Source organism: Kitasatospora sp. NPDC089913 (assembly GCF_044748625.1).
Lineage (GTDB): Bacteria > Actinomycetota > Actinomycetes > Streptomycetales > Streptomycetaceae > Kitasatospora.
The window spans coordinates 322,555-347,652 of sequence record NZ_JBIVGI010000002.1 but is presented as its reverse complement, the minus strand read 5'-3'; the positions used below and the strand labels follow the sequence as shown (position 1 = coordinate 347,652).

Sequence of the window (25,098 nt, the reverse complement as noted above, 5' to 3'; positions counted from 1 at the left end):
CATCGGGGAAGCCCGCTCCGTCCCCGGCACCAGGCCTGGTCGTGGGCCTGGTGCCGGGAGTCGAAACGAGCGTCACTCCGAACGGCCACCCCCGCTTCTGGGGGCGGTGGGGGTGGACTGACCTGCACCCAGGACAAGTCGTACCCCGTTGATGATCTGACCGAGCAGCTTCCTGATCGACTCTTGGCGACTGTCGCTCAAGAAGACATAGAAAACCCAGGAAGGGGCGGTCAGGAGCACTACCGCCAGGAGGAGAACGATGCAGAGAGCGGCAACAAGTGCCCGCTGGCTGCGAAGGCCGACAGCCAGCAACGATTGCACGACAGGAATGAGCGTCCCTCATCAGGAATCCGCTGCCTACCCGGTGAGCTGACGGGTTCGGGCCGGAGGGAGGCCCTACAACGCCTCAGCGAACCCTGAAGGCTGCCCTGGCGCCGATTCACCCCGGAGGAACGTGGTTCCCGGGCTCCGACTCGCTGCACGTGCTCGAAGGTCGAACAGGTTGTCAGACTCGGCAGGCAGAAGCCTCTACTGCCCCTTGCAGTAGGCAAAGGCTCCCGTACAGCCCACTGTAGCAAGCCACTTGCGTCGCCGCGCCAAGTCGTCGGAGGCCGCCGGAGTTCACCCCCCCCGTACCTTTCGGGCCGGACGGGGACCGTCGGCTTTCGCGGCCGGATGCCTGGGGGTGTGGGTATGCAACGGAGGGGGTCCGGCGGCTGCTGGCGCTCGCCTTCGGCCACCTCGGGCTGCCGGAGGTCGGGGCCAGGCACCACCCGGACAATCCCGCCTCCGGCCGCGTGCTCGTCAAGGCCGGATTCACGCCGACCGGCGAGCACGGCGGGCTCATCGGTTACGCGATGCGGCCGCCCAGTCCGCGAGGGTGGTGAAGTCGTCGGCGGTCAGGCCCACCTTGGGGTCGATGCGGAGCAGCAGGGCCGGGCCCGGGTGGTGGGCGGCGACCCAGGTGCGGTCGGCGTCCGTGATCTCGTCGTCCACCCAGGCGAACGGGCGGCCGCCGGTCCAGGCCACGACGGTGGGGGTCTTCCAGAACACCCCGCCGTCCGGCTGCGGCCGGGGGTCGGGCCAGGTGATGACGGGGAGTTCGGGCAGGCCGAGCAGCGGGGCGACGAAATCGTTGGCCTCCGCTTCCCACGTGGTCGCCCAGACGAGGTCGAAGGGCAGCGCGGCGAGGGCCGGGCCGTGGTCCGGGTTGAGCCAGATCCGGAGGGGCTTCACCGGCTTGTTCGGCAGGCCGTACGCGCGCAGGCGGGCGCGTTCGGCGGTGTGCCAACGAGGGGTCAGGAGGCGGTGGGTCCCGTAGCCCTCGGGGCGCCGGGACGGCTTCGCCGCGTACGGGTTGAGCGGGCCGTCGACGTCGAGCAGGAGCAGGGGTTGCACCGGTTCACCTCCGGGAACGGTCCCCGCACCGTAGCGTGTGGGCTGCGTGCGGGGCATCTGGATTCGTGGGGAGGACCGGGTGGTGGGGGACGAGGTCGAGGGGCTGGTCGGCCGCGGGCGGCGGCTGCTGGACGAGCACGACGCCGCGGCCGATCCGCGCCGGGCCGCGATGGCGCTGTCCGGCGCGCTGACGGCGTTCACGGCGGCGCGCACGCTGCTGGAGGACGCGGGGCCGGCCGCGCCGGGCGGGGCGCTCGCGGAGGTGCGGTGCCTGCTCGGGCTGACGCTCGCCGTCCGCTACTGGAACGGCGTCGAGCGGCCGGAGTTCGCCGAGGACGAGGACGTCCGCGCCGCCGTGTGGGCCGAACGTGCCGACGCCGCAGGTCTGTTGACGCTCGCCGTGGCCGTCTTCGACCCGGCCGCGCCGGAGCGGGCGGTGGCCGCGGGGAAGCTCGGGCTGCTGCTGTACGCGCGCTCCGGGGACGGCGAGGAGGACGAGCGGGCCCGCCCGGAGGACCTCGACCGGGCGGTGGAGGCGCTGCGCCTCGCCTGCCCCGTACCGGTGCCGCTCGGACCCTGGCGACTGCTCGGCCCCGTCGGACCGGAGCACCTGCGGGACGCGCCGCACCCGTTCGACGCGCCGGACCCGTACGACGAGCAGGACCCGTACGACGAGCAGGACCCCGGCCTCCTGCTGGCGCTCGGCTGCGCCCTCGCCGACCGCCACGACCGCGACGGCGCCCCCGCCGACCGCGCCGCGGCCGACGCCGTCCTGACCGGCCTGCTGGACCGGCTCCGCCCGCAGCCGTGGCACGAACCGGGCACCGCCCCGCCGCGCCCCCACCCGGAGGCCGATCCGGGACCGGCCGAACTCGCCGAACAGGTCGAACTGCTCGCCCGCGAACGCCTCGTCCGGCTGCTGCTCGGCCCGGAGGAGGACGGCGGCGGGGACCTCGGGACGGTCGACCGCGCCCTCGCCCAGCTGGAGACGATCGCCGCCACCACCGCGCCCGACGCGCCCGCCCGGCTGTGGGCCGGCCTGGTCCTGGTGGACCAGTACGTCGCCCGCGGCGGAGGCACCGCCCGCCCCGAGGACGCCGCCCACCGCCTCGCCCGGCTGCGCGACCTGCGCCGGCTGCTCCCGCCGGGGCACCCGGACGGCGGCACCGTGCGCTGGGTGCTCGGCAGCACGCTCGGCGGTCTCGCCCGGCTCGACCGCTACCTGCTGACCGCCGAGGCCCGGGAGGCGGTCGAGGTGCTGCGCGAGGGCCTCGACGGGATGGCCGGGGACGACCCGGTGCGGCCCGCCTCGCACGCGGTGCTCGGCACCATGGTCAACGCGCTGTGCGAGCAGGAACCGGAGTCCTACCACCTGGAGGAGGCGCTGCACCACCTCGAACGCGCCGTCCGCACCATGGCGGAGGAGGACCACGGCGTCCGCCGCAGCGACGTCCTCCAGCAGCTCGCCCACGCCTCCATCGCCCGGGACGAGTTCTCCACCGACCGGGCCGCGCTGGACCGGGTGATCGGCCTGCTCGACGACGCCCGGGCCCGGCCCTCCGGCACCCTGTGGTCGGAGCAGCACCTGGACGGCTCGCTGGCGGCCGTGATGAGCAAGCGGTTCGCGTTCACCAACGCCGCCGCCGACCTGGACGCGGCGATCCGGCACGAACGGGCCGCGTTCCGCCGGGCCGCGCCGGACGACGTCAACCGCGTCGTCCACCTGGAGAACCTCTCCGTCAGCCTCTACCGGCGCTACCTCCTCGGCGGCGACCACCAGGACCTCGAGGCCTCCCGCCGCTACACCGACGAAGTGGTGGCCTTCCTCGCCGGCAGCGACCACCCGGGCGTCGGGCGGCTGCTCGGCGCACAGCGTCCGATGCTCGAACGGACCCGGCTGATGCTGGAGTTCCAGGCCGCCCTGCTGGTCCGGGACGTCGAGGCGATGGGGCGGGTGGTGGCCGCGCTGGAACCGCTGGTCGCGGCGGTTCCGGAGGACGACCCGCTCCGGCTGCTGGCCCGCGGCGACCTCGGCGCGGTGATGTTCATGCACGCGGTGCACACGGGGTCGGACCGGCTGCCGGAAGCGCTCGGACTGATGGCGGAGGCGGCGAACGGGACGCCGCCCGGGCACCTGTACAAGGCCGTGCTGACGATGCGGGCCGCCGGAGCGCTCGTCATGATCGCCGTGCAGCGGCCGTTCAACGAGCACCGGGCCGAGGCCGCGCTCCGCCTTCTCGACGCCTTCCTCGCCGAGACCGACCCGACCGGGCTGGAGGGCTCCCGGGCCCTGCTGCTGCGGGCGGTCCTGCTGCTGGAGCGCTACCGCCACGCGCGCCGGCCCGCCGACGCGGCCGGGGCGCTGGCCGCCGCCGGGGCCGTGCGCGAGCGGATGCGGCACGGGACGCCGACCTTGCTGCTGGCCAAGGTGAGCGGGATCGTCGCGGCCGTCCACCGGGCCCGGCTCGGGCCGGAGGACCGCCGGCTCGGCCGCGAGCTCGGGCTGGCCGGGCTGCGCGAGCTCGCCGCCGCCACCCTGATCCAGGCGTCGGCCGAACCGGCGCTGGTGCTGGCCCGGGCCGCCGCCTTCGAGGCGCTGACCGTCGCCGGGTGGTGCGTCGAGGACCTGGAGCAGGAGGCGGGGCAGGCCGCCGCCGGTGCGTCCGGCCCCGGTGACGAGCCCTTCCTGCGGACCGCCGTCGAAGTGCTGGAGCTCGGCCGCGGCCTGGTGCTGCAAGCCTCCACCGCCACCACCGACGTCCCCGACCTGCTGCGGACCGCCGGGCACCACGACCTCGCCGACGCCTGGCTGGGCCCCGGCCCGGGCACGGGCGCGGAGGACGGCGCAGCGGGCGGTACAGCGGGCGGTACAGCGAACGGCGCGGAGGACCCCTACGCCTTCGACGCGCTGCTCGACCTGCCCGGCACCCTGCTCGCGAACCTCCCCGGCGGCGCCGACATCCCGATGCCCGACGACCTGCGCCGCCGCGCGCTCACCGCCCTCGCCGCCGCCCCGGCCGGCCCGGCGCTGGTGTCCGTGCCCCCGGTCGAGGAGATCGCCCGCAGCCTGCGCGCGGCCGACGCGGACGCCCTGGTCTACCTGCTGCCGCCCGCCGACGGACGCAGCGGCCAGGCCCTGCTGGTCACCGCAGGCGAGGAGGGCGGCGCCGTCGACCGGCTGCCGCTCACCCTGGTCAGCACCGCCGCGCTCGACCTGCTGCACGCCTACCGGCGGGCGCACCGCGAACGCCAGGCCACCCTGGACGCCCTGCCGTCCCGTCACCCGGAGCGGATCGCCGCCCGGCGGCGTTGGCAGGGCACCCTCCGCGAACTCTGCGACTGGGCCGGCACCGCCGTGATGCGCCCGCTGCTGCGCCACCCGGCCCTGCGGGCGGCCGCCGCCCGGCGCGCGCCCGGTGCGCCGCCCCGGCTGGTGCTGGTGCCGTACGGCGCCCTGGGCGGCGTGCCCTGGCACGCGGGGCTGCTCAGCAGCGGGCTGCGCGACGGCGGCCGGCCGGTGCGGGTCGTGGAACGGGCGGTGGTCTCCTACGCCGCCTCCGCCCGGCAGTTCTGCGAGGTGGTCCGGCGGCCCCGGCTGCCGCTCGCCGAACGGCCGGTGGTCGTCGGCGACCCCACCCGGGACCTGATGTTCGCCGAGGTCGAGGCCGAGTACCTGCACGCCGACCACTACCCGCACGGCACCCTGCTCGGTTACGTCGAGGACGCCGAGGGGGCGGGCACCCCGGCCGAGGTGCTGGCCGCGCTTCCGGCGCCCGGACGGGCCGGGGCGTCCGTGCTCCATCTTGCCTGCCACGCGCTGCCGTCCGGGCGCTCGCCGCTCGATGCCTGCCTCGCCCTCGCCCCCGACCCGGGCGCCGGGGACCGGCACGGCCGACTGCCGGTCGGCGACATCCTGCGCCAGGCGCTGGGCCGCCCGCCCGGCTCCCCGGGCGGACTGGTCGTGCTGGACGCCTGCGTCAGCGACCACACCGGCGAGGACCTCGACGAGGCGCTGACCCTCTCCAGCGCCTTCCTCGCCGCCGGGGCGACGGGCGCGATCGGCTCGCGCTGGGAGGTTTCCGACGAGATGGTCTGCGTGCTGATGTACGTCCTGCACGGCCGCCTCGCCGCCGGGGACCCGCCCGCCGAGGCCCTGCGCCGCGCCCAGCTGTGGGCCCTCGACCCCGACCGCCGCCTGCCCCCGCAGGCCCCGCCCGAACTCCACTCGCTGGCCGGCCGCGCCCCGGACGCCCTGGAGGTGTGGGCGGCCTTCTCCTACCAGGGCTACTGAACGGATCGGGGCGGACCGGGCCGAACCCGCCCTGCGGGAGCGCGAGTTCCTTGCGGGCCTCGGTGATCCGGTTCGGCACGCCGTGCGCCTCGGCGGCCCCGGCCGGTTCGGCGGCCTCGGTGAGGACGGCGGTGGACGGCGGCCTCGGTGAGGACGACGGCGGCCGCGTCGCCCCGGAGCACCTGGTGGAACATCCCGGTCCGGAAGGGCGCCTCGCCCTCGCCCCGCACGTCGCCGAGCTCCCGGTGGAGCGCGGCGGCCCGGTCGCTGCTCCGAAGCCTCGCCGCTCCCGTGCGGAACCGCCGGTCGGGGTCCGTGCGTGATCGGGGGTGTCCCGGTACTTCCCGTCCCCGCACACGCTTGGAGTCCCATGACCGACTACCGGACCGTCGGCCTCGTCCATCTGTTCATCGCGGCCCTCTCGGTCCTCGTCCCGTTGGCCGGCGCCGTGGTGGCGGGTACGTTCCTCCGCCGCCGGGGGCGCAACGCCCGGCTGGCGATGATCGGCTGTCTGGTGACGGCCCCGGGGCCGGTCGTCCTCGTTCTGGGGACGGGCTTCGGCCTCGACACCGTGTTCGCCGGTGCGGATCCGCTGGTGGCGCTGACCGTCGTCTCGGGGATCGCGACCCTGTTCCACCTGGCCGGTTTCGTCCTGATCCTGGCCGGGGCCCTTGGCGCTCCCGCCGCGCCCGCCGCGCTCCAGGCTCCCTATCCCCACGCGGCCCCGTTCCACGTCTACCCCGCCGACGCGCCCCCGGGGCCCCAGGGGCACTGACCCGGGGGGAGAGGGGAGATGTGCCGGTGCCCGCCCCGCGAACGCGGCGGGGCGGGCACCGGCACGCGGTCGGAAGCGGGGTCAGAACAGCGGCAGGCGGCGGGTGAAGGCGTCGGCGGTGGTGTTGGTGTCGCCGGGGACGAGGGTGCCGTCCTCGGAGGTGAAGAGCACGGTGGTACCGAGGGCGTCGACCAGGGGGTTGTAGGAGTAACCGGTGTTCTGGACGCCGTCGGTGGAGACGCTGAGGCGCTCGGTGCGGCCGGTCCACAGGTCGTGCCGGAAGATGTCGTCGACCAGGTTGGTGTCGCCGGGGACGAGGTTCTCGGCCTCGGAGAGGAAGTAGACCCAGCGGTTCCCGGCGGGCATGACGGCGTTGTAGGAGGAACCGGTGGTCACGGTGCCGGGCAGGGCGGGCGGGAGGCGGCGGATCGTGCCCTGCCGCAGGTCGCGGACGACGATCTCGAAGTGGCGCGGCCCGCTGGGATCGGCGGGCGAGTTGGGCACGGGGACCGCGAAGAGCGCGTAACGGCCGTCGGGGGTGAGGCTGCCGACGGAGGAGCCGAGCAGCTGGCCGGTCTCGTCGACGCTGCCGCCCTTGAGCTGCCCGGTGGCGACGTCGTGAACGTAGAACGGGTAGTAGCGGGGCCTGGTGAGCTCCGCGCGGGAGCCGGCGGCGCCCGCGGCGGGGGAGGCCCCGGTACGGGCGGGGCGGCCGGGCACGTGCTCGTCGGCGGAGGCCGGGACGGCGTCGGAGGCGTCGGCCGTGCGGGCGGCATCGCCGCCGCCCTCCCCGGGCGGGAGCAGGTTGGTGGCCTGGGAGGTGAAGCCCACCCTGCTGCCGTCGCCGCTGATCACCGGCGCGGTGGACGCGCGGTTCGCGGGCGTGCCGTCGGGAGCCCGGCTGATCAACCGGGTGGTGCCGCTCCACCGGTCGAGGAGGTAGATGTTGGCGCGCGGGTCGACCGCGTCCGGCACCAGGTCGGTCCGGCTGGAGGCGAAGGCGACGTAGCGGCCGTCCCAGCTGATCGACGCCAGGAAGGAGTTGAGGCCGGGGACCTCGCGCTGCGGGTCGCCGGCGGTCAGCCGCTCGGTGCGGCCGGTCCAGCGGTCGCGGAGGTAGATGTCCTCGGCGCCGTTGGTGTCGCCGGGGACGAGCGCGGCGGTGGAGGTGAAGGCGACGTAACGGCCGTTGCCGCTGATCACGCCGTCGTAGGAGCGGCCGTCGGACTGGCCGCCGGAGGAGGTGAGGCTGACCCGCTCGGTCCGGCGGGTGAGGAGGTCGCGGACGAACACGTCCGTCACGCCGTTGGTGTCGCCGGGCACCAGGTTGGTGGCGTCGGCGCCGAGGACGGCGTAACGGCCGTCGGCACTCAGGTTCTCGGCCCAGGCCGAGTCGTCGGGCTGGGCGCCGCCGAGGCCGACGGAGACCCGGGCCGTGCCGCCGGCCCAGGACGGTGCCGGTGCGGCGGTCGCGGCGGTGGCGGTGCCGGCGAGGAGGCCGGCCGCCAGCAGGGCCGCGGTGGCGGCGAGGCGCCGACGGCCGGGCCGCGTGCCGGTGGTCCGGGCAACGGCGGTTCTGGTAGCGGAAGTTCGTGCTGCTGCGGTGGTGCTGCTCATCGGGACTCTCCCTGGATCGCGCCCTCGCCCACGCGCGCGGCACTCCGCCGTCGGCGCGCGGCCCGCCCCCCGGGCGGTCGGCTCGGGGTCGAGCCAAGCGGTTCGGGCGGGACGCCGTCAACGGCTTGCGGCGGGCCTTCGGCGACATCCCGCCATCATCACCATCGCGCGCGCAACATGCCCTGAGCGCAAGGGAGTTGGTGAAGAACGGCGATCGGACGGCAGTCGGGAACCGACGCCGTCGAGCAACGGGCGGGGAAAGGGTCGGACGGCAGCTGCCGGCCGGGGTGCGGGCGGGAAGGGTCACCGCCGTCCCGGGCCCGACGGGGGATGCGGGCCCGGGACGTGCTGGGAGCGCGCCGCTGACAGGCGCGTTCGCCGGACCGACGAGGGGTCGCGGTCCGGCTCTGCGACTACGGTGTCCCAGCTCGGACGGGGTGTCAACGCAGACCGCCCGCACGGCCCCCGTCGGAGCGTCGGGCGCTGCCCCAAGGGGCAGTCGTGCCTCACTCCGCCGGGATGTGCGCGAGCATCCGCTCCATGCCGCCGATCCAGTTGGCCCGCAGCGCGGTGATGGCGCCGGGCAGGTCGTCGTCCAGCAGCCGGCGGGCGATCTCGCAGTGCTCCTCCGACTCGCGCGCCACCGGCTCGTCCTCCGCCACGACCAGGTTCTCGTAGCGCCGCATCCCGGCCTTGACCCGGGTGAGGAGGTCGATCAGGCGCTCGTTGGAGCAGCCGCTGAGCAGCAGACCGTGCCACTCGTCGTCGCGCCGGTCGACGGTCGCGTGGGTGGCGACCTGGTCGGGGAAGCCCTGGGCGAGGTCCAGCAGGCGCGGGGCGATGGTGCGCAGGTGCGCCGGGTCGGAGGACTCCAGCGCCAGCGACTCGAGGGCCGCGACGATCGCGACCAGCTCGCGGAATTCGGTGCGGCTGACCGGTGCGAAGCGGAAGCCCCGGCCCTGGTTGCTCTCCAGTACGCCCTCGCCCGCCAGGGCGATCAGGGCCTCCCGCAACGGGGTGCGGCTGACCCCGAGTTCGGCCGCCAGGACCGCCTCGTTCACGTCCGTGCCGGCCGCGAACTCGCCGCGGGTGAGGCGGTCCATCAGCTCGTCGCGGATCTGTTCGCGCAGTGGGCGGCGCTCGATCGCCATCGGGGTCCCCCTTTTTCCGGATTCGCAGCATAGCCCTTGACCGCATTCAGTGTACTGCACTATGTATTTTGAATACAAAATTCTGAACGGGGTCCTCGACCCCTCGAGGAGGCGGAGCATGGGCCTGACCCGGGTGCCGGGACTGGTGTTCGGGGGCGACTACAACCCCGAGCAGTGGCCCGAGGACGTCTGGCAGGAGGACGTCCGGCTGATGGCGGAGGCGGGCGTCAACCTCGTCACCGTCGGCGTCTTCTCCTGGTCCCGACTGGAACCCGCCCCCGGCGTTTACGACTTCGGCTGGCTGGACCGCGTCCTCGACCTGCTCCACGAGCACGGCATCGCCGTCGACCTCGCCACCGCGACCGCGACCCCGCCGCCCTGGCTGGTCCGCGACCACCCGGAGGTGATGCCGGTCGACGCCGCCGGGACCAGGCTGGAGTTCGGCTCCCGGCAGGGCTACTGCCCCTCCTCGCCGGTGTTCCGCGCCGCCACCGTCCGGCTCGCCCGGGCCGTGGCCGAGCGCTACCGCGACCACCCCGCCCTCGCCATGTGGCACGTGAGCAACGAGTACGCCGACCACACCGCCGAGTGCTTCTGCCCGGAGTCGGCCCGCGACTTCCGCCGCTGGCTCGAGGAGCGCCACCGCTCCCTGGACGGCCTCAACGCGGCCTGGGGCACGTCCTGCTGGGGCCAGCACTACACCGACTGGACGCAGATCGAGCCGCCCCGCAAGGCGCCCGGACCGGTCAACCCGGCCCAGCTGCTGGACTGGCGCCGCTTCTCCAGCGACGCGCTGCTCGCCTGCTTCGAGGCCGAGCGCGCGGTGCTGAAGGAGGTCACCCCGGACGTGCCGGTGACCACCAACTTCATGAGCGTGCTGCGCGACCTCGACTACTGGAAGTGGGCCGCCGCCGAGGACGTCGTCACCGACGACGCCTACCCGGACCCGGCCGACCCCCGGGCCGCGGTGAAGGCCGCGCTCAGCTACGACCTGATGCGCTCGCTGAAGCGGCAGCCCTGGCTGCTGCTGGAGTCCGCGCCGAGCGCGGTCAGCTGGCGGGCGGTCAACGTCCCCAAGGACCCCGGGGTGATGCGGCTGCACAGCCTCCAGGCGCTCGCCCACGGCTCCGACGGCGTGATGTTCTTCCAGTGGCGGCAGGCCCGCTACGGACCGGAGAAGTTCCACTCGGCGCTGCTGCCGCACGGCGGCACCGCGACCCGGCAGTGGCGCGAGACGCTCGCCCTCGGCGCGGACGTCCGCCGGCTCGCCGAGGTCGCCGGCAGCACCACCCGGGCCGAGGTCGCGCTGCTGCTGGACTGGGACAGCTGGTGGGGGCTGGAAGCGCCCGAGTCGATGCCCTCCGACCGGCTCCGGCTGCACGAGCTGCTGCTCTCCTGGTACGCGCCGCTGCACGCCCGGGGCATCGCGGTCGACCTGGCCCCGCCCGGGCGCGACCTCTCCGGCTACCGGCTGGTGATCGCCCCCAACCTCTACCTCTGCACCGCCGAGCAGGCCGCCGCGCTGGCCGAGTTCCCCGGCCACCTGGTGGTCGGACCGTTCAGCGGGGTGGTCGACACCGCCGACCGGGTCCACGACGGCGGGGCGCCCGGTCCGCTGCGCGAGCTGCTCGGGGTGCGGGTCGAGGAGTGGCGGCCGCTGCCGGACGGCGTCGGCCAGGAGGTGGAGACGGCGGACGGCACCCGGCTGTCCACCCGCACCTGGACCGAGTGGGTGGAGGCGGACGGCGCCGAGGTGGTGGCGCGCTACCGGGGCGGCCCGCTGGACGGCCGCCCGGCCGTCACCCGGCGGGTTGCCGGTACCGGGAGCGCCACCTATCTGAGCTGCCTGCCCGAGGACCCGGCCCCGCTGCTGGACGAGGTGCTGACCGCCGCCGGGGTCACCGGCGTCGCCGGGCCCGACCTCCCCGAGGGCGTCGAGGCCTGCCGCCGCGGCCCCTACCTCTTCCTGCTCAACCACGGCACCCGGGCGGCCACCGTCCCGCTGCCGGACCCGACCACTACCTGCGCCGACCTGTTGACCGGCCGTCCGCTGCCGAACGGCCCCCTGTCGCTCGCGCCCGGCGACGCCGTCGTCCTGAAGCAGTCCTGAAGCAGCCCGAAGCAGCCCGAAGCCCTGACCCGAGGAGTGCCAGTGGCCCATCCCTACATCCCCAACGCGGGGCCCGAGACCAGGGCGGCGATGCTCGCCGAGATCGGCGCCCCCGACGTCGCCGAGTTCTACGGCGACATCCCCGCCGACCTGCGGCTCGACCGCCCGCTCGACCTGCCCGCGCCGTTCGCCGACGAACCCGGCCTGGTCCGGCACCTGCACGGCCTGCTGGCGCGCAACACCCACCCGTCCGCACTGCTGAGCTTCCTCGGCCACGGCTGCTACCACCACCACGTGCCGGCGGTGTGCGACGAGGTCAACGGCCGGGGCGAGTTCCTCACCGCCTACGCGGGCGAGCCCTACGAGGACCACGGCCGCTTCCAGGCCCTCTTCGAGTACGTCTCGATGATGGCCGAGCTGCTGGAGATGGACGTCGTCAACGTCCCCGTGTACGACGGCTACCAGGCGACCGGCACGGCCCTGCGGATGGCCGCGCGCCGCACCGGACGCTCCAAGGTGCTGGTGAGCGGGGCGATCGCGGCCGACAAGCTGGCCAAGATCCGCGACTACCTCACCCCCGACGTCGAGGTGCACCTCGCCCCGGTGGCCGACTCCGGGGAGATGGGCGAGGTCCGGCTCGACGACACCTTCGCCGCGCTCTACCTGGAGACGCCCACTGTGCACGGCGTGGTCGAGACCCGCGGCCGGGAGCTGGCCGAACTGGCGCACGGCGCCGGCGCGCTGCTGGTCGTCGGCACCGACCCGATCTCGCTCGGCGTGCTCGCCCCGCCCGCCTCCTACGGCGCGGACCTGGTCTGCGGGGACATCCAGTCGCTCGGCATGCACCCGCAGTACGGCGGCGGCCAGGCCGGGTTCATCGCGAGCCACGACGACGAGCGGCTGGTCGCCGAGTTCCCGTCCCGGCTGTTCGGCATCGCCCCGACGGCGGTGCCCGGCGAGTACGGCTTCGGCGACGTCTTCTACGACCGGACCTCGTTCGCGCTCCGCGAGGAGGGCAAGGAATGGGTCGGCACCGCGGCCGCCCTGTGGGGCATCACCGCCGGCGTCTACCTCGCACTGATGGGCCCGCAGGGGATGCGGGAGATCGGCGAGACCGTGCTCGCCCGCACCCGCTACGCCATGCGCGCGCTGGTCGCGGCCGGCGCCGTGGTCCGCCACCAGGAGGCCGTGCACTTCCGCGAGTTCGCCGTGGAGGTGCCGGACGCCGACGCGCTGCTCGCCGACCTGCACGGCCGGGGCATCCTCGGCGGTGTGCGGCTCGGGGACCGCGAGGTCCTGGTCTGCGTCACCGAACGGCACTCGATCGCCGACATCGACACCCTCGCGGCGGCCGTCAAGGACGCCCTCTCCGCCCTGGGAGGCGCCGAATGAGCTCGCACACCGAACCCTTCGCCAGCCTGCCGGTCACCCCCAAGCCGGGCCTGCGCCGCTTCCACCAGGCCCGCTGGGACGAGGAGATCGTCTTCGAGCTGTCCCGGCCCGGCCGTCGCGGCGTGGGTGTCCCCGCGCCCGACGCGCCCGTGGTCGAACTCCCGGAGTCGATCGCCCGCCGTACCCCGCCCGCGCTGCCCGAGCTGTCCCAGAACCAGGTGGTCCGGCACTACCTGCGGCTCTCCCAGGAGACCCTCGGCGCCGACTTCAACATCGACGTCGGCCAGGGCACCTGCACCATGAAGTACAGCCCCAAGGTCAACGACTCCTTCGTCCGGGACCCGAGGGTGGCCGCGCTGCACCCGCTGCAGCCCGAGTCCACCGTGCAGGGCGTGCTGGAGATCTACTGGCGGCTGGAGCAGATCCTCAAGGAGGTCTCCGGCATGGCCCGGGTGTCCCTCCAGCCGGGGGCGGGCTCCGCGGCGATCTACGCCAACATCGCGATGATCCGCGCCTACCACGCCTCGCGGGGCGAGGGCGGGCAGCGGGACCAGGTGATCACCACGATGTTCTCGCACCCCTCGAACGCGGCCTGCGCCAAGGTCGCCGGCTACGAGGTGATCACCCTGATGCCGGACGCCGACGGCAACCCGGACATCGAGGCACTGCGGGCGGCGGTCGGGCCGCGCACCGCCGCACTGATGATCACCAACCCGGAGGACACCGGGATCTTCAACCCGCGGATCAAGGAGTTCGTCGACCTGGTCCACGAGGCGGGCGGCCTGGCCTGCTACGACCAGGCCAACGCCAACGGCATCCTCGGCATCACCCGGGCCCGGGACGCGGGCTTCGACCTGTGCCACTTCAACCTGCACAAGACCTTCTCCACCCCGCACGCCTGCGGCGGTCCGGCGGCCGGCGCCTGCGGCGTCTCGGCGGCGCTGGTGCCCTTCCTGCCCGGGCCGGTGGTCGACCGCGCCCCCGGCGAGAAGGGGGAGGTCTTCACCCTGGCCGTCCCCGAGCGCTCGGTCGGCAAGATCCGCCCCTTCCTCGGCGTCACCCCCAACGTGGTGCGCGCCTACGCCTGGGTGATGGCGCTCGGCGCCGAGGGCCTGCGCGAGGTAGCCGAGACGGCCGTGCTCAACAACAACTACCTGCTGGCCAAGGTGGCCCGGATCCCCGGCGCGTCCGTGCCGTGGGCCGACCGCCGCCGGGTCGAGCAGGTCCGCTACTCCTGGCAGCAGCTGACCGAGGAGACCGGCGTCCACTCCGAGGAGATCGGCATCCGCGCGGCGGACTTCGGCGTGCACTACTGGACCAGCCACCACCCGTACGTGGTGCCCGAGCCGTTCACCCTGGAGCCCACCGAGTCCTACTCCAGGGAGGACCTCGACGAGTACGCCGCGATCCTCGCCCATGTCGCCGACGAGGCCCGCAAGGACCCGGAGTTCGTCCGCAACGCGCCCTACCGCCAGACGGTGCACCGGACCGACCCGACCCCGCTGGACGACCCGGCCCAGTGGTCGCCGAGCTGGCGCGCCTACCTCCGCAAGCACGGCGGGCAGCCCCGCGCATGATCGTCGGTCTGATCGTGAACCCCGTCGCCGGCCTGGGCGGCGCCGTGGCCCTCAAGGGCAGCGACGGGCCGGACGTCCAGGCCAGGGCGCTCGCGCTGGGCGCCGTCCCCCGGGCGGCCGAGCGCGCGGCCGCCGCGCTGCGCGCCCTGCGGGCCCGGCGGCCGGACGTCCTGGTGCGCACCGTGGCCGGCCCGATGGGGGAGGACAGCGCCCGGGCGGCCGGCGTTCCGTACCGGCTGGAGCACCGGCCGGCGGCGGGGTCGACCGGCGCCGCCGACACCCGCGCGGCGGTCGCGGCGCTCGGCGGGGTGGACCTGCTGCTGTTCGCGGGCGGTGACGGGACGGCGCGCGACGTCCTGGACGCGGGGCCGCGCCCACCGGTGCTCGGTGTCCCGGCCGGGGTGAAGGTCTACTCCGGCTGCTTCGCCCTCGGCCCGGCCGCGGCGGGCGCGACCGCCGCCGGGTTCGACGGCCGCACGGTCGACGCGGAGGTGGTCGACCTGGACGAGGAGGGCCACCGCGCGGGCCTGGTCGGCGCCCGGCTGTACGGCACGCTGCGGGTGCCGGCGGCCCGGGACCGACTGAGCGGACGCAAGACCGGCTCCTCGGCGGCGCCGCCCGGCTCGGCCGACTCCATCGCCCGCGCGGTGGTGGCGGGCATGCTCCCGGGCACCGCCTACGCGCTCGGACCCGGCGCCACCACGCTGGCCGTGGGGCGGGCGCTCGGGCTGGCGCTGACACCGCTCGGCGTGGACGTGGTGCGGGACGGCGCCCTGCTCGCCCGTGATGTGACCGAGCAGCGGCTGCATGCCATTGCCATGTCACAGGTCACGCATGGTGTGCTATCGGTCATCGGTGGGCAGGGTTTCGTGATCGGACGCGGGAACCAGCAGTTCAGTCCCCGGGTCCTGGCCGCGCTCGCCGGGGTCGTCGTGCTCGCCACCCAGCAGAAGCTCGCCGCGCTCGGCGGGCGGCCGCTGCTGGTCGACAGCGGCGATCCCCGGGCCGACGCGGCGTTCGACGGCCACGTCCGGGTGGTCACCGGACACCGTGAATCAGTGCTGTACCGGATCAGTTCGGCAAGTGAGGAGCTCTCATGAACACCCTGCGCAACAAGGTCGCCATCGTCACCGGCGGCGCCTCCGGCATCGGCCGGGCCACCGCCGAACTGTTCGCCGCCGAGGGCGCGGCCGTGGTCGTCGCCGACCTCGCGGACGCGAGCGAGGTCGTGCGGGGGATCGAGGCGGCCGGCGGCCGGGCCGTCGCGGTGCGCGCCGACGTCTCCTCCGAGACCGACTGCGAGCGGATCGTGACCATCGCCGTGCAGACCTTCGGCGGGCTGCACGTCCTGTTCAACAACGCCGGCATCATCCGGCGCCAGACCGCGCTGGAGATATCCGCCGACGACTGGGACCGGGTGATGGCCGTCAACGTGCGGTCCGTCTACCTGATGTGCCGCTTCGCCGTGCCGGCCATGACCGAGGGCGGGTCGATCGTCAACACCGGCTCCGGGTGGGGGCTGAAGGGCGGCGGCAACGCGCTGTCCTACTGCGCCTCCAAGGCGGCGGTCGTCAACATGACCCGCGCGCTGGCGATCGACCACGCGGCCGCCGGCATCCGGGTCAACTCCGTCAACCCGGGCGACACCATGACGCCGATGCTCCGCGACGAGGCGCGCCAGCTCCAGGAGGAGTGGGCGGTGTTCGAGAAGGACGCCGCCGACCGGCCGATGGGCCGGGCCGGCACGCCGCAGGAGATCGCCGCCGCGGTGCTCTTCCTGGCGGGCGACGCCAGCAGCTACATGACCGGATCCGCCCTGGTCGTCGACGGCGGCGGGCTCGCCTGACCCCGTGCACCACCCGCACGACCCCCCTTCGCAGCACCCGAACGCCCCTCTTCCGCACCACCCGAACGCCCCCTCCCCCCACCCTCACGAAAGCCCAGGAGGCATCCGATGTCCGCTTTCACGAGTGTCACGAGTCCCGCACGCCTCACCAGAAGAACAGCCCTGGTCGCCGCCGCCGCGGCCCTGGCCGTCACCGCCACCGCGTGCAGCGGCTCCGGCGGCGCGGGCGGCTCCGGCGACGCCGAGGCCGACGGCGGCAAGGTCACGCTCCGCTGGTCGACCTGGGGCTCGGCCGAGGACATGGCGGTCTTCAAGACCTTCACCGACGAGTTCGCCAAGACCCACCCGAACATCACCCTCAAGCTGGAGCAGGTCGCCTCCTACGAGGACTACCACCCCAAGCTGCTCACCCAGCTCACCTCGAAGACCGCGCCGGACGTCTTCTACGTCGGTGACGACTACATCGGCAAGCTGGTCGCCGACGGCGTCCTCTCCCCGCTCGACCAGCAGCTCGCCGGACCGGACAGCCGCAGCAGGCCGGCCGACTTCTTCGAGGGCATCTACGGCGGCGCCAAGAAGGACGGCGTCACCTACGGCGTCCCCAACGACACCAACCCCGAGGTGCTCTGGTTCGACAAGAAGGCCCTCGCCGCGGCCGGCATCACCGAGGACCCGGCCGCGCTGAACGAGGCCGGGCAGTGGACCACGGCGAAGTTCCTGGAGATGAACGCCAAGCTCAAGGCGGCGGACCGGACCGGCACCATCTTCTGGAACTGGTACGGCGCCAACTACAGCGTCGTCAACGGCTTCGGCGGCAAGGTCTGGGACGGCGGGAAGTTCGTCGCCACCACCGACCCGAAGACCCGCCAGGCGCTGAAGACCCTCGCCGACGGCTACAAGGACAAGACCTTCGCCTCCGCCGACCTGCTGCCCGAGGGCAACGGCGCGGCCACCCAGTTCATCAAGCACAAGGCCGGCTTCTACGCGGGAGGCCGCTGGGTCATCGAGGGCATCGACAAGGGCGGCGACCGCGCGAGCTACGACATCGTGCCGTTCCCGTCCGAGAGCGGGCAGCCGATACCCGGCGCCGTCGCCGCCTCCTACCTGACGATCAACAAGGACAGCAAGCACCCGAAGGAGGCCTTCGCCTTCCTGACCGAGTTCGTCAGCAAGGAGGGCCAGCAGCTGCGGCTCAAGGGCGGCAGCGCCGTCCCCTCCGTCCGGGGCGCCGAGAGCCTGGTCACCGAGGGCAACTACCCGCCGCACGCCAGGACCTTCCTGGACGTCCGCGACCGGGGCTTCGCCAACTACCCCGACGAGGTGGCCGTCCCCGGTCTGACCAAGGCGATCAACGACCAGCTGATGAAGATCTGGGAGGGCAAGACCGGCTTCGACGAGGGCATGACCCAGCTCCAGACCCTGGTCGACGGCATGAAGGGCAAGCAGGGATGAGTGCCCTCACCCAGGCCGCGGCCCGGCGGCGGGAGCGTCCCGCCGCCGGCCCGGCGGGCGGCGCCCCCACCGCGCGCGGCGGCCGCGAGCCGCTCTGGCGCCGCCGCGACCGGCGGTGGGCCCTGGTCTTCCTCGGCCCTCAACTGCTGGGCCTGCTGGTCTTCCTGGTCGGACCGCTCGGCTTCGCCGTGGTGCTCTCCTTCATGCGCTGGGACGGCCTGGGCGACGCCACCTGGGTCGGTCTGGACAACTTCCGCACCCAGCTGACCGATCCGGAGTTCGGCCGGGCGGTGTGGAACACCGTCAAGATCGGGCTGATCACCGTGCCCGGCGGCCTCGCCCTGGCGCTGCTGATCGCCCTCGCCCTGCACGGGGTGCGCGGGCGGACGGCCTACCGGGTCGTCTACTTCCTCCCGGTGGTGACCAGCTCGGTCGCGGTGTCGGTGATCTGGCAGATGATCCTCGGCGGCGGCGCGGACGGCATCCTCAACGGGACCGTGCACGACATCCTCGGGATCACCCTGCCCGACTGGCTGGCCGACCCCGACTGGGTGGTGGTCGCGGTCTCGGTGGTGACCGTCTGGTCCTCGCTCGGCCTCAATGTGGTGATCTTCCTGGCCGGTCTGGCCACCGTGCCGACCAATCTGCTGGAGGCGGCCCGGATCGACGGCGCCGGGCCCTGGCAGACGCTGCGCTCGGTCACCCTGCCGCTGCTGTCGCCCACCGTCTTCTTCACCGTGGTGGTGTCGGTGATCAGCTCGTTCCAGGCCTTCGACCTCGTCTACGTCCTGGTCAACCCGGACCACAACGAGGGCGCCCAGACCATCGTCTACAAGGTCTACCAACAGGGCTTCCGGGAGTTCCACTTCGGACTGTCGAGCGCCGCCGCCCTGCTCCTGCTGCTGCTGACCCTGATCGTCACGGCGATCCAGTTCCAGGCGCAGAAGCGCTTCGTCCACTACGAGTCCTGAGGCGCCGCCATGACCACCGTCCGCCACTCCACCACCCCCCGGCAGCTCCTGCTGCACACCGGGCTCGTCCTCGGCGGCCTGCTGATGCTGTTCCCGTTCGTCTGGATGGTCCTGACCTCCTTCAAGGGCGTCAGCCAGATGATCAACGAGCCGCTGTCCTGGCTGCCCACGCCCTGGCGCGCGCAGAACTACCCCGACGTGCTGAACGAGGTGCCGATCGGGCGCGCGTACTGGAACAGCATGTACATCGCGGCGATCACCGTCGCCGCCACCCTGTTCACCGGCGCGATGGCCGCCTACGCCTTCGCCCGGATCCCGTTCCGCGGCTCCGGCCCGCTGTTCGGCCTGTTCCTGGCCACCCAGATGGTGCCCGCCCAGGTGACGATCGTGCCGCTGTACATCATGCTGGCGAAGCTCCAGCTGATCGACTCGCACCTGGCGCTGATCCTGCCGGCGATCGCCAACCCGTTCGCCGTCTTCCTGCTCCGGCAGTTCATCCGGGCCGTGCCGGTGGAACTGGAGGAGGCGGCCAGGATCGACGGCGCCGGCCGCTGGACCATCTTCTGGCGGATCGTGCTGCCCAACATCCGGCCCGGCCTCTGGACCCTCGGCATCATCGTCTTCCTGGCCAGCTGGAACAGCTACTTCTTCCCGCTGGTGTTCCTCAACACCTCGGAGCTGTTCACCGTCCCGCTGCTGCTCGACTCCTTCAACTCCCAGCGCGGCGGCATCGACTACGGGCTCACCGCGGCGCTCTCCGCGATGACCGTGGTGCCGATGCTGATCGCCTTCCTGGTCGGTCAGCGCAAGATCCTCAACAGCATGGCCTCCTCCGGCCTGGGAGGCCGCTGATGTCCCCCGATCCCCACGGCGCCGTCGAACTCGACCTCGACGAGCGGCCGTTCACCGAACGCGGCTCCCGGCTGCTGGTCACCGCGGGCCCGGACGGGCTGCGGGTGGCCCGGGCCGAGTACGAGACCCGGCTCGCCGACACCCTCGAACTCACCGGGCTGGTGCTGCGCGACGCGGACGGTCACCCGCTGCCGGTCCGCGCCGCCACCCCCACGGCGGTCGAATTCGCGGGCGGGGCCGCGCTGTTGTTCGCCGACCCGGTCACCCTGGTACTCACCGGGCAGGACGTCCACGCCTCCTGGCGGCTGCCCGACGGCACCGCGCGGCAGCTCTCGCTCGACGGCTGCCACGTCCTGCTCGGCCCGCCGGGGGAGTGGTCGGCCGCCGCTGTGCGCGCCGCCGCCGAGGCCCGCTGGGCGGCCTGGTTCGCCCGGATGCCGGCCGTCCGCCCCGACCTCGTCGTGGCCGCCGCCACCGCCTGGTGGACCCTGGCCGTCAACCTGCTGCCGATCGCCGGCCGGGAGGGCCTCGTCCCGTCCAAGTACGGCTACGTGGGCGTGTGGAACTGGGACGCGCTGTTCCACGCCGTCGCCCTCCGGCACGCCGATCCGGCGCTCGCCCGGGACCAGATCCTGCTCTTCCTCGACCACCAACTGCCCGACGGCCGGCTCCCCGACGTGGTGCACGAGCACGGTGTGCTCTCCGACACCACCGACCTTCCCCGCAGCGACCACGCCCGGCTCGCCGAGCACGTCGGCACCGCCAACGGCGCCCGGCCCACCCCCGGGCCGGTGCCGGTGACCAAACCGCCGCTCGCCGCCTGGGCCGTCTGGAAGGTCCACGAGACCGCTCCCGACCTGCCCTTCCTCGCCGCCGCCTACCCCCGGCTGGTCCGCGCCCACCGGTGGTGGTTCGCCGTGTCCGACCCGGACGGCGACGGCCTGCCCGAGTACCTGCACCCCTACTCCTCCGGCCTGGACGACAGCCCGGTCTGGGACCACGGCCCCCGCGCCGAACCGCCCGACCTCAACTCCTACCTGGTCCTGGAGGCCGACCGGCTGGCCGACATCGCCGACGCCCTCGGACGGCCGGACGAGGCCGCCGACTGGCGCTCGCGGGCCGCCGCCCACACCGACCTCCTGGTCGCCCGCCGCTGGGACGGCACCCGCTTCACCACCCTGGCGGCCGGCGCCCCCGTGCCCGTCCGCACCGCGCTCGACCTGATGCCCCTGTTCACCGGCCGGCTGCCCGCCGACATCGCCGCCGCGCTGGACCGCATCCTGCGCTCACCCGCCTTCTGGGGCGAACGGCCGGTCCCCACCGTCGCCTTCGACGATCCGGCCTTCGACCCGGAGGCGATGTGGCGCGGTCCGGTCTGGCTCAACATCAACTACCTGCTGATCGAAGGACTGCGGCGCTCCGGCTTCGCCGGCACCGCCGCCGAACTGCGTGCGCGCACCCTCGCCATGGTCCGCGACGCCGGGGGCCTCTACGAGTACTGGAACCCCCTCACCGGTACCCGGGCCCGGACGGCGACCTCCGGTTTCGGCTGGTCCGCGGCGCTCTTCGTCGACCTGGCGGCGGAGGGGTAGGCGGGCCGGGGCGGGGCGACCCCGGGGCCCGCGGTTCCGGGCGCGCTACTCCGGCCCGCCCAGGTACGGCCAGGCGAGGATGTAGCCGGCCAGTCCCACGAACAGCACGGCGGCGGCCACCGTCAGGGGCAGACCGAGGAAGGTGCCCCGGGCGAGGCCCCGGCCGAGGCCCGCCCGGCGGCGGACCAGGCCGGGGTCGGCCGGGTCGTAGCAGATGTCCACGGTGTCGGTGCGGACGAGGCCCGGCTGGTCCTTGGCGGTGTGTTCCCGGGCGATGCCCTCGGCGTCGGTGAAGGCGTACCGGGCGAAGTGGCTGGGGCTCTCCGTGTCGCCGTCGTCGTCGTGGCCGGTGACCCGGGCGGTCACCGTGACGCCGCGGCGGTAGAGCAGCCAGTCGGTCCGGAGCGAGGAGACGACGGCGTAGAGGCCCAGCACCGCGAGGACGGTGAACGGCAGGGTGAGCAGCCACGCCAGCGCGGGCTTGGACGCGATCCGGGGGTTCGCCGCCAGCGCCCGGGCGAGGAACGGGGCGACCAGCCCCGCCAGGTAGAACCAGAGCAGCAGCTTCCGCCACGAGTCGAACGGCTTGAGCAGCGGAGTACGTCCACGCGGTTCGACGGTGGTCGTGACCAGCGCGGCGCCGTCCACGGACCGGTCCGCCGCCGCCCGCTCGGGCAGTGCGGTGGCCGCCGTCCGGGCGAAGGCCTTCGCGGCCGCGCCGTTGTGGTGCGTGACCGGATACACCCGGGCCTCCGCTCCTGCCGTGAGCAGCACCACGTCCACCCGGCCCGGGCGGACGTCGATCCGGTCGATCGCCGTCACGGGTATCCGGTGGGTGGTGCGGCGCCGCTGCAGCACGAGCGCGTCGCCGTCCAGCCGGGCGGTGTACCGGGTCCCGTGCAGCACCACGGCCGGCCGGATGTCAGTCATGGCGGGGAGCCTAGTGGATCATCGGTGGGCGGCCGGGCTCCGCTCGACGCCGGTGCTCACCTCACATGTGGGCGCTGATCCGCCCGCCCGCGGTGAGCACGATGGACACGCCGTTGGCGACGGCCCCGATGTCGTGCTGGTCGGCGTCGAAGGTGTCCATCACGGTGTTGTCGAGGCCGAGGATCTGCGCCCGGTAGTGGAGTTCGCCGACCTTGGTGACCTTGGCCGTCCAGCCGCCCGCGAGCTTGAAGGTGCCCGGGCCCTGGTGGGCGCCGCCCGTCCAGGAGTGGACCGTGCCGTCGACGGAGAGCACCACGAACATGTCGTTGGCGTCGAGACCGGCGTCGGCGTCCTTGGTCTCCAGGGTGGCCAGGACGGAGCCGCGGGCGACGATCCTGGCGGTGTAGTTCTGGTTCCCGGTGGGCTGGACCTCGGCCGTGCTGATGCCGTCGGCCAGGGGGAAGCTCTTGCCGGGGGACTTCGGCTTGGCGCCGGCTGTGCCGGTGCTGGTCGCCGTGGACGCGGCCGTCGGTGCCGCGGTGGTGGCCGTCGGTGCCGCGGTGGTGGGCCTGGCCGTGGCGCTCGGTGTGCTCGGTGCGGCGGCGGTCGGTGTCGTCGGCGCGGTACCGGTGGCGGTGGGCACGGTGGCGGCCGTCGTGGTGACGGACGCGGTGGCGGACGCGTCGGAGTCGGGGCCGCAGGCCGTCACCGCGGGCGCGATCAGGGCAACCGTCAGGATCGCTCCCGCCAGCGCGCGGACGGTGGTCGGACGGCGGGTCGCCTTGCGGGACATGGAGGTTCTCCTGAGCGGGGTGCCGGGTGGTCGTCGTGCGACGGCGTGCACGATCGAACGTAGTGCGAACAGTCGACGGAATCGGGCCTTCCGTGTCACCGGACTGCAACGGCTGCGGCAGACTGGGCCTCCGACCGCCCGACGAGCCACGGGAGTGCCGGACCATGACGATTCCTCAGCCTGCCGCCGACCCGGCCGAGCGCGCCGCCGCCCGTCGTGAGCGTGTGCTGCGGGAGGCCGTGCGGCACCGGCTGCTCGACCCCGAGGACGCGCTGCTCGCCGCCTTCGTGGACCTCGACGGGGTGGCGGCGAGCGTCGCCGGCCTGCGGGCGGCCTTCCCGGCCGGGCCCGACGTGCTGCACACCTTCGCCGCGAAGGCGAACTGCCTGGTCCCGCTGCTGGCCCGGCTGCGTGAACTGGGCCTGGGCTGCGAGGTGGCCAGCCCCGGCGAGTTGGCCCAGGCGCTGGCGGCGGGCTTCCGGCCGGACCGGATCGTCCTCGACTCGCCCGCCAAGACCCGGCGGGAGCTGGCCGCCGCACTGGAGCTGGGTGTCGCCGTCAACGTCGACAACTGGCAGGAACTGGAACGCGTCGACGCCCTGGTGGGGTCCGGGACGCCCGGGTCCCGGATCGGGGTCCGGCTCAATCCGCAGGTCGGCGGCGGCAGCATCGGGGCGATGAGCACCGCCACCGCGACCTCCAAGTTCGGCATCGGGCTGGCCGACGAGGGGAACGGGAAGCGGCTGGTCGAGGCGTTCCGCGAACGCCCCTGGCTGACCTGGGTCCATGTGCACGTCGGCTCCCAGGGCTGCCCGCTCGACCTCATGGCCGAGGGGGTCGCCCGGGCGGTGGCGTTCGCCGCGCGGGTGAACGAGGAGCTGGGGCGGCGCCAGGTGGTCGGCGTCGACCTCGGCGGTGGACTGCCCGTCAACTTCGCCGACGACACCACCGCGCCCACCTTCGCCGAGTACGCCGGGCTGCTGCGGGCCCGGGTGCCGGAGCTGTTCGACGGCGGCCACCGGCTGGCGACCGAGTTCGGCCGCTCGCTGCTGGCGAAGAACGGCTTCACCGCCGCGTACGTCGAGTACACCAAGACCTCCGGCGGCCGGCGGATCGCCGTCACCCATGCCGGGGCCCAGGTCGCGACCCGCACGGTGTTCATGCCGGACGCCTGGCCGCTGCGGATCACCGCGCACCACTCCTCCGGCGCGGCGAAGGACGGCGCGCCGGTGCCGCAGGACGTCGCCGGACCGTGCTGCTTCGCCGGGGACCTGGTCGCGACGGGCCGCCCGTTGCCGCTGCTGGAGCCCGGCGACCTGGTCGCCCTGCTGGACACCGGCGCCTACTACGCGACCACCCACTTCCAGTACAACAGCCTGCCCGAGCCGGCGGTGCACGGCTTCACGGTGGACGCGGCGGGCGCGGTGCGGTTCGTGCCGCTGCGCCGGGCGCAGCCCGTCGAGGAGTTGCTCCGACCGGTCTGACGGGACCGCCGCCGCGACAGTCGTGACGGAGGGTCAGAACAGCAGGCCGGAAGGGGGTTCCCGGACGGTGGCGGGCGGGTATCACCCTGCCGCGGCCGCCGTCCCGGCCGCGGTGCAGACAGCCTCAGCGTGTCGAAGGAGGCCTCGCCATGTCCGCCCACCCCCCTGCCGAAGCCCGGAACCCCGTGGATCCCGACCCCCGGGCCCAGGACGTCCGTACCGTGCGGCGCCTGCGCCTCGGCGTCGGTGTCCTCGGGTTCCTGCTGCCGATCGCCCTTCCGCTCGGCAACAGCCTCACCTCCGCCCGGATCGCGCTGCTCGACTCGATGAGCGCGTCCTACTACACCCATATGCGCAACGTCTTCGTCGGCGGACTGTGCGCCGTCGGCGTCTTCCTCATCTGCTACCGCCACGACCGCCGGGAGGACCGGCTGAGCTCGGTCGCCGGGGTGCTGGCGATCGCGGTGGCCCTGTTCCCCACCGAGCCGCCGTCCGCGCTGGTGCCGCACCCCAGCGGTGTCCAGACCACCGTCGGGATGCTCCATCTGGTCTTCGCGGCGGGCCTGTTCGGGGTCCTCGGGTACTTCTGCCTGCGGTTGTTCGCGGACTCCCCGGCGGCCGGCCACCGCCGCCCGGCGCGAGACTGGGTGTACCTGGTCTGCGGCTGGGTGATCGTGGCCGGAGTGCTCACGGTCGCCGTCGCCGGGGTGCTGCACCTGGCGCGGGGCTGGCCGCTCACCCTGCCCTACCTCGGTGAGGCGGTGTCGGTGTTCGCCTTCGGCGTTGCCTGGCTGGTGAAGAGCGAGGCCGTCCCGGCCCTGCTGCCGCGCACCGCCCGTCCGGCCGCCGCCACACCCTGACCGGAGC

The 25,098-nt window shown here is 74.0% G+C and carries 18 protein-coding genes, 1 pseudogene and 1 riboswitch; of the genes and pseudogenes, 14 read left to right on the top strand and 5 right to left on the bottom strand.

The genetic code is table 11. The features are described 5' to 3' along the window. Positions 1 to 339 precede the first annotated feature (339 nt). Positions 340 to 527, bottom strand: a riboswitch (cyclic di-AMP (ydaO/yuaA leader). A 153-nt stretch (positions 528 to 680) separates the two neighbouring features. After that, positions 681 to 887: pseudogene (locus ACIPYS_RS05645) on the top strand (GNAT family N-acetyltransferase); the annotation flags it as partial. On the opposite strand, the gene ACIPYS_RS05640 reads toward ACIPYS_RS05645, so the two are convergent. Further along, complete coding sequence (locus ACIPYS_RS05640) at positions 844 to 1,389, bottom strand: hypothetical protein (RefSeq protein WP_400743983.1); 546 nt, start codon at positions 1,387 to 1,389, stop codon at positions 844 to 846. The pseudogene ACIPYS_RS05645 and the gene ACIPYS_RS05640 overlap by 44 nt on opposite strands. Positions 1,390 to 1,477: 88 nt before the next feature. Here ACIPYS_RS05640 and ACIPYS_RS05635 point away from each other — a divergent pair, with 88 nt between their 5' ends. Both ACIPYS_RS05635 and ACIPYS_RS05630 read left to right on the top strand, forming a co-directional pair. Beyond that, on the top strand, positions 1,478 to 5,689 hold the full coding sequence (locus tag ACIPYS_RS05635) for a CHAT domain-containing protein (RefSeq protein ID WP_400743508.1): 4,212 nt from the start codon (positions 1,478 to 1,480) through the stop codon (positions 5,687 to 5,689). A gap of 370 nt (positions 5,690 to 6,059) precedes the next feature. Next, positions 6,060 to 6,464 carry a hypothetical protein gene (locus ACIPYS_RS05630; protein WP_400743505.1) on the top strand — a complete coding sequence of 135 codons (405 nt, stop codon included), beginning with the start codon at positions 6,060 to 6,062 and terminating at the stop codon, positions 6,462 to 6,464. 81 nt (positions 6,465 to 6,545) lie between these two features. On the opposite strand, the gene ACIPYS_RS05625 is transcribed toward ACIPYS_RS05630, so the two are convergent. Continuing rightward, on the bottom strand, positions 6,546 to 8,081 hold the full coding sequence (locus ACIPYS_RS05625) for a TolB family protein (protein ID WP_400743503.1): 1,536 nt from the start codon (positions 8,079 to 8,081) through the stop codon (positions 6,546 to 6,548). A 506-nt stretch (positions 8,082 to 8,587) separates the two neighbouring features. Next, on the bottom strand, positions 8,588 to 9,232 hold the full coding sequence (locus tag ACIPYS_RS05620) for a GntR family transcriptional regulator (protein ID WP_400743500.1): 645 nt from the start codon (positions 9,230 to 9,232) through the stop codon (positions 8,588 to 8,590). 118 nt (positions 9,233 to 9,350) lie between these two features. On the opposite strand from ACIPYS_RS05620, the gene ACIPYS_RS05615 reads away from it, so the two are divergent. From ACIPYS_RS05615 to ACIPYS_RS05575, 9 genes are all read left to right on the top strand, one after another. Next, positions 9,351 to 11,342 carry a beta-galactosidase gene (locus tag ACIPYS_RS05615; RefSeq protein ID WP_400743497.1) on the top strand — a complete coding sequence of 664 codons (1,992 nt, stop codon included), beginning with the start codon at positions 9,351 to 9,353 and terminating at the stop codon, positions 11,340 to 11,342. A gap of 42 nt (positions 11,343 to 11,384) precedes the next feature. Then, the gene (gene gcvPA / locus ACIPYS_RS05610) at positions 11,385 to 12,734 is read left to right on the top strand and encodes an aminomethyl-transferring glycine dehydrogenase subunit GcvPA (RefSeq protein WP_400743495.1); all 1,350 of its coding nucleotides are present in this window, start codon (positions 11,385 to 11,387) and stop codon (positions 12,732 to 12,734) included. Continuing rightward, positions 12,731 to 14,311, top strand: coding sequence for an aminomethyl-transferring glycine dehydrogenase subunit GcvPB (gcvPB, locus tag ACIPYS_RS05605; RefSeq protein WP_400743492.1), 1,581 nt, complete (start codon positions 12,731 to 12,733; stop codon positions 14,309 to 14,311). Before gcvPA ends, gcvPB begins: the two co-directional genes overlap by 4 nt. Then, positions 14,308 to 15,411 (top strand): ATP-NAD kinase family protein, encoded by a 1,104-nt coding sequence (locus ACIPYS_RS05600; RefSeq protein WP_400743489.1) that lies wholly within the window; start codon positions 14,308 to 14,310, stop codon positions 15,409 to 15,411. The genes gcvPB and ACIPYS_RS05600 overlap by 4 nt, the downstream gene beginning before the upstream one ends. Continuing rightward, positions 15,408 to 16,157, top strand: coding sequence for an SDR family NAD(P)-dependent oxidoreductase (locus ACIPYS_RS05595; protein ID WP_045940822.1), 750 nt, complete (start codon positions 15,408 to 15,410; stop codon positions 16,155 to 16,157). The genes ACIPYS_RS05600 and ACIPYS_RS05595 overlap by 4 nt, the downstream gene beginning before the upstream one ends. Before the next feature lie 108 nt (positions 16,158 to 16,265). Further along, positions 16,266 to 17,609: a sugar ABC transporter substrate-binding protein gene (locus tag ACIPYS_RS05590; RefSeq protein ID WP_093863312.1), complete on the top strand. Its 1,344-nt coding sequence runs from the start codon at positions 16,266 to 16,268 to the stop codon at positions 17,607 to 17,609. Continuing rightward, positions 17,606 to 18,580 (top strand): carbohydrate ABC transporter permease, encoded by a 975-nt coding sequence (locus ACIPYS_RS05585; protein ID WP_400743484.1) that lies wholly within the window; start codon positions 17,606 to 17,608, stop codon positions 18,578 to 18,580. Before ACIPYS_RS05590 ends, ACIPYS_RS05585 begins: the two co-directional genes overlap by 4 nt. A 9-nt stretch (positions 18,581 to 18,589) precedes the next feature. After that, positions 18,590 to 19,432 carry a carbohydrate ABC transporter permease gene (locus ACIPYS_RS05580; protein WP_093863314.1) on the top strand — a complete coding sequence of 281 codons (843 nt, stop codon included), beginning with the start codon at positions 18,590 to 18,592 and terminating at the stop codon, positions 19,430 to 19,432. Continuing rightward, a complete protein-coding gene (locus ACIPYS_RS05575) occupies positions 19,432 to 21,024 on the top strand; it encodes an amylo-alpha-1,6-glucosidase (RefSeq protein WP_400743480.1) in 1,593 nt (530 codons plus the stop codon). The genes ACIPYS_RS05580 and ACIPYS_RS05575 overlap by 1 nt, the downstream gene beginning before the upstream one ends. 45 nt (positions 21,025 to 21,069) lie before the next feature. Here ACIPYS_RS05575 and ACIPYS_RS05570 read toward each other — a convergent pair whose 3' ends face one another. Together ACIPYS_RS05570 and ACIPYS_RS05565 are read right to left on the bottom strand one after the other, a co-directional pair. After that, entirely contained in the window at positions 21,070 to 21,954 is an 885-nt protein-coding gene (locus tag ACIPYS_RS05570) for a DUF3592 domain-containing protein (protein WP_400743478.1), read from the bottom strand. Positions 21,955 to 22,015: 61 nt separating this feature from the next. Next, the gene (locus ACIPYS_RS05565; protein ID WP_400743476.1) at positions 22,016 to 22,747 is read right to left on the bottom strand and encodes a hypothetical protein; all 732 of its coding nucleotides are present in this window, start codon (positions 22,745 to 22,747) and stop codon (positions 22,016 to 22,018) included. A gap of 164 nt (positions 22,748 to 22,911) precedes the next feature. On the opposite strand from ACIPYS_RS05565, the gene ACIPYS_RS05560 reads away from it, so the two are divergent. Both ACIPYS_RS05560 and ACIPYS_RS05555 read left to right on the top strand, forming a co-directional pair. Continuing rightward, on the top strand, positions 22,912 to 24,231 hold the full coding sequence (locus tag ACIPYS_RS05560) for a diaminopimelate decarboxylase (RefSeq protein WP_400743473.1): 1,320 nt from the start codon (positions 22,912 to 22,914) through the stop codon (positions 24,229 to 24,231). A 149-nt stretch (positions 24,232 to 24,380) separates the two neighbouring features. After that, complete coding sequence (locus ACIPYS_RS05555; RefSeq protein ID WP_400743470.1) at positions 24,381 to 25,091, top strand: DUF998 domain-containing protein; 711 nt, start codon at positions 24,381 to 24,383, stop codon at positions 25,089 to 25,091. The last annotated feature ends 7 nt before the right edge of the window (positions 25,092 to 25,098 follow it).